The following is a 5,024-nucleotide window of genomic DNA, read 5'->3' on the forward strand; positions in this document are numbered from 1 at the left end:
ACCCGCCCGCCGCCCGCGGCCCTCGCACCTGCCGCCCGCGCGCCTGCCGTCACTGCGCCCGCCCCGCCGCGGGCCGCCGCACGCCTGCAGTCCCCGCCCTGCTCGCATGCCGTTGGCCTACCCGCCGCCCATCCGCCTCCCTACCCCCCTCGCGCAGCTTCCCCTGCAAAATGGCCAAAAATGACGACCTGACGACACGATACGGCGATTCTGCGCTTCGATTTCCCCCCTTGGCGCTGTCGTTACGGAGAGAGCCGCTCGCGACCTGGGGGTTTCGGCTCGGAATCCGCTAGAGATCAGCCGCGTTTGTCGTCAGGTCGTCATTTTTGGCCATTTTGCGCGCCGCTTCTGCAGCTGCGGCCCACTCCCCGACCTCCGCCTGCCCCCCCACGCCTACCCGCCCGCGACCCGCGCACCAGCCGCGCCGCCGTCCGCCCGCCCCACGCCTATCCGCCTGCGGGCCCCACGCCAACCGCGCCCCCGCTCCCCCGGCCCCTTCGCCAGCTCTTCGCCCCTTACGCGAGGAGGGCCGCCCTCGGGCAGCCCTCCTCTCACACGGATTCTCCTTCGCGCCACGCCACGCAGCGCCCCCTCGCCTTAGTCGCGGGTCAGCTTGCGGTGGAGGCGATGCGGCTTGGCGGCCTCCTTGCCGAGGCGCGCCTCGCGGTCGGCCTGGTAGCTCTCGAAGTTGCCCTCGAAGAAGTGCCAGCGGCCGGGGTTCTCGTCGTCGCCCTCCCACGCCAGGATGTGGGTGGCAATGCGGTCGAGGAACATGCGGTCGTGGCTGACGACCACCGAGCAGCCGGGGAAGTCGAGCAGGGCCGCCTCCAGGCTGGACAGCGTCTCCACGTCCAGGTCGTTGGTGGGCTCGTCCAGGAGCAGCAGATTGCCGCCCTCCTTGAGGGTGAGGGCCAGGTTCAATCGGTTGCGCTCGCCGCCCGACAGCACGCCGGCGGGCTTCTGCTGGTCGGCGCCCTTGAAGCCGAAGGCGGCCACGTAGGCGCGGCTCGGGATCTCCTGCTCGCCCACCATCATGTAGTCGGTGCCGCCGGAGACCACCTCCCACAGGCGCGTGTTCGGATCGATGCCGGCGCGGTTCTGGTCGACGTAGGAGATCTTCACCGTCTCGCCGAGCTCAAGCGTGCCGCCGGAGAGCGGCTCCAGTCCGACGATGGTCTTGAACAGGGTGGTCTTGCCCACGCCGTTGGGGCCGATGACGCCCACGATGCCGTTGCGCGGCAGCTCGAAGGACAGATCGTCGATGAGCACGCGGCCGTCGAACTCCTTGTGCAGGTGCTCGGCCACGAGCACCTTCGAGCCCAGGCGCGGCCCGACGGGAATGGTGATGTCGGCGAAGTCGAGCTTCTTCGCAGCGCTGGCCTCGGCCACCATCTGCTCGTAGCGCTCAAGGCGCGCCTTGGACTTGGCTTGGCGGGCCTTCGGGGAGGAGCGCACCCATTCCAGCTCCTTCTCCATGCGCTTGGCCAGCTTGGCCTGGGCCTGGCCTTGGGCGGCGATGCGCGCGGCCTTGGTCTCCAGGTAGGTGGAGTAGTTGCCCTTGTAGGGGAACAGCTGCCCGCGATCCACCTCGCATATCCACTCGGCCACGTTGTCGAGGAAGTAGCGGTCGTGGGTGACGGCGAGCACGGCACCCGGGTAGTTCTTGAGGAACTGCTCGAGCCACAGCACCGACTCGGCGTCCAGGTGGTTGGTGGGCTCGTCGAGCAGCAGCAGGTCGGGGGCCTCGAGCAGCAGGCGGCAGAGCGCCACGCGGCGCCGCTCGCCGCCGGAGAGGATGGTCACGGGCGCGTCGGGGTCGGGACACTGCAGGGCGTCCATAGCCTGGGAGAGCTGCGAGTCGATGTCCCAGCCGTTGGCCGCGTCGATCTCGTCTTGCAGCTTGCCCATCTCGTCCATGAGCTTGTCGAAGTCCGCATCGGGCGCGGCCATCTCCTCGCCGATCTGGTTGAAGCGCTCCACCTTGGCGAGCACCTCGCCGAACGCCTGGCGGATGTTCTCGATGACCGTGGCGTTCTCGTCGAGGGCCGGCTCCTGCATGAGGATGCCCACCGAGTAGCCAGGCGTGAGCCGGGCGTCGCCGTTGGAGACCTCCTCCAGGCCGGCCATGACCTTGAGCAGCGTGGACTTGCCCATGCCGTTGGGGCCTACCACGCCGATCTTGGCGCCGGGGTAGAACGACAGCGTCACGTCGTCGAGGATGACCTTGTCGCCCACCGCCTTGCGCGCCTTGTACATTTGATAGATGAACTCTGCCACTTCGGTTGCTCCTGGTTTCGAGTTGGGTATGAACCTGGGTATTGTCGCATGGGCACGGGGTTAACGCCAGCGCAGGGCGGGCCGTGCGCGAGAATCGGCGGATTTTGGCCATTTGCTTCGAAATTCCGAGGCAGGCGCCAGTCTGGTGTCGGCCTGCGACGGCGTTTCACCAGGTCGGCGAAAAAGCAATGGCTCGACGTGCCGCAAAATGGCACGAAGGGGACGCGCTTGCCTCGGAATTTCGAAGCAAATGGCCACAAAAGAGGTGAGGAGTTGCATGGCGGACGCGGTTCGCGGCAAAAAAAGGCGAGCTATCCGAGGGGGTGGCGCCTTTTTGGGCGGTTGGGAGAGGCGGCAGGTGCGTTCGTCCAGGTCGGCGGTGGTCGCACGGCCTTTGAGCGAGGCGCTAGGAGCGCGCCGGATGGGCTCCGAGGCTGGCGAGGAAGCGGGCGCGGGCGCGGCGACCGGCAGAGTCGGGCTTGAAGACGGCAGTGGCCTGAAGCACCTGGTGGAAGACCTGGGCGACCTCGTCACGCACGACGGGCGCGAGGGGGCCGGATGCGGAGGAGGCGCGAGCAGGAGCGGCCTCGGCGGCGGAGCCGGCGGGGCTCGGGGCGATGGGGTCGAGGCCAGCGCATCCAGCAGCGGCACGGGCTGCGGCCTCGGCGGCGAGATCGGCGCGCCGGCGTGCGAGAACGGCGGCGGCCCAGGGGGCGTGGGCGGCCGTCAGCGGGTCGGCGGCGAGGCGCTCTTGCAGGGCGGCCGGCGCCTCCCCCGACAGCGCAGCATCCCAGAGCGCCTGCTGGACGACGGGCAGCTCACGCGCCAGCCGCGGCGGCAGGATGGCGCGGCCCATGACCTCGATGAGCCCGATGTTCTCGCGCTTGATGTGGAAGAGCGACTCGTCCGGATGGAAGAGGCCGAAGGGTCGCTCCGGCGTCGTACGGTTGTTGCGCAGCACCAGGTCGAGCACGTAAAGCGAGGGAGCGGCCCCTCGGACGGGCCCGCCGGCGTCGCATGCCGGCAAAGGCCCGCTGGCGGCGACGCGCGGAGCTCCACCCAAGGCGCCCACCCCGCCGATCAGGCTTTCCCCGGCAACGGGAATAGCGCAGGCCGCAGCACCCCGGCCTGCCAGCACGCCCGCCTCCGCAAACCCGGCGCGCGCCCACCCGCCCGCCGCCGGCAGCCGGCGCAGGATGGGGCTCACGGCGTTGTGCGGCGCGTCAGTGCGGGAGAATATGCCGGCGGGCTCGTCGTCGAAGCGCTCCCAGGCGGCGATGACGCGCTCCGCACCCGCCAGGATCGATGCGCGGCCAGGCGACGCGAGGCGCAGCACGCTCGCCGGCCAGTCCACGACGCCGGCGCGCACCGCCGGCAGGCCCTCAAGGGTCATCTCTTGCGCGATTGAGGCTCTCATCAGGGGGAACTCGTATCGGCCACCTTGGAAGTGATCGTGGCAGAGAATGGATCCTCCCACCACCGGCAGCCCCGCGTTCGAGCCGATGAAGTAGAACGGGAACCGGTCGGCGAAGTCGAGCAGGCGCGCGACGGCCGCCGCGTCCACCCGCATGGGGCGATGCTCGGCGCAGAGCGCGATGCAGTGCTCGGGGAAGTAGGCGTAGGGCGAGAACTGGAGTCCCCAGCGCTCCCCGCCCAGCTCGACGGGCACGATGCGCAGCCCCGGCTTGGCGGGACGGTTAGCGCTGCCCGGCCATCCCTCGTTCTCCCAGCACAGGTCGCAAAGCGGCTCGTGGACGGCGCGTCGGGGGCCCGAAGAGAGGGAGTGGCGAGGCGCGGCGGCCGAAGACGGCGCGCTCGCGAGCAGGGCGGCGGGGAACCGGACGCCCGCGAAGGGGGCGCCGTCGGATGCGGCGGCTGAGGACGGCGCGCCCCCGGGCGGGAGATCGGCGCTAGCGGAAGAAGCGCCGACAGGCGGGAGACATGGGGACGCAACGCTCGCGAGCGAGGCGGCAGCGCCCCCGGGCGAGCCGGCGGGGAACCGGACGCCCGCGAAGAGGGCGCCGCCGGATGCGGCGGCCGAGAGCGGCGCACTCGCGGGCGGGAGATCGACGCTCGCGGAAGAAGCGCCGACAGGCGGGAGACACGAGGACGCAACGCTCGCGAGCGGGCCGGCCGGGGGTGCGGCGTTCGCAGATGCGGCGGGCGCGGGCAGATCGCCCGCGCGCCATGTGGCGGGAAGCGCGCTTGCCGGCAGGGCCGCGGCGCGCGGAGCGCTCTCGAGCGAGGAGCCGAGGGGCTCGGCGCCTTCAGACGGGGAGCGCGCGGGCGCGGCAGAGCCAGCGGCGGGCGCGGCGGCCTCGGGCGCGTCAGACGCAGCGCACGCGACGACCTCGGGCGCAGCGCACGCAGATGCGGCGGCCGAGGGCGACCCGCTTACGAGGCGGGCAGCGGGCAGCACGTCGCAGGCCGAGTCAGGGCAGGCAGTCTGGGCGGAACGGTAGGCGGCGGCTATGGCCCGGGGATCCTTCTCGGGCTTGGCAAGGTTGATGGTTATCTCGAGCGGGCCGCAGGGGGCGTCGGACGTCCAGCGGATGGTACGGGCGACGGCGGCCTCGTTAAGGTAGCCGCACGCGCGCTCCAGCTCGTAGAGGTAGCGCACGGCCGCCTCCGCGCCCTCGGTCGCCTCGATGCGCGCGAACCGGGCCCGCACCTCGCGCGGCGGCGGCGCGCCCGCATCGTCGAACGCGGCGGCGCCCCCGTCCCACGCGCCTGGCGCCGCCTTCCCG

The 5,024-nt window shown here is 71.4% G+C and carries 2 protein-coding genes; both read right to left on the reverse strand.

The features are described from left to right. Positions 1-597 precede the first annotated feature (597 nt). Positions 598-2,277, reverse strand: coding sequence for an energy-dependent translational throttle protein EttA (gene ettA / locus D1643_RS09735; RefSeq protein ID WP_160710438.1), 1,680 nt, complete (start codon positions 2,275-2,277; stop codon positions 598-600). Positions 2,278-2,683: 406 nt separating this feature from the next. After that, positions 2,684-5,024 (reverse strand): hypothetical protein (locus D1643_RS11890; RefSeq protein ID WP_236643535.1); only part of this gene is annotated, 2,341 nt, incomplete at its 5' end.

This window comes from Enterorhabdus sp. P55 (assembly GCF_009911695.1).
Lineage (GTDB): Bacteria > Actinomycetota > Coriobacteriia > Coriobacteriales > Eggerthellaceae > Enterorhabdus.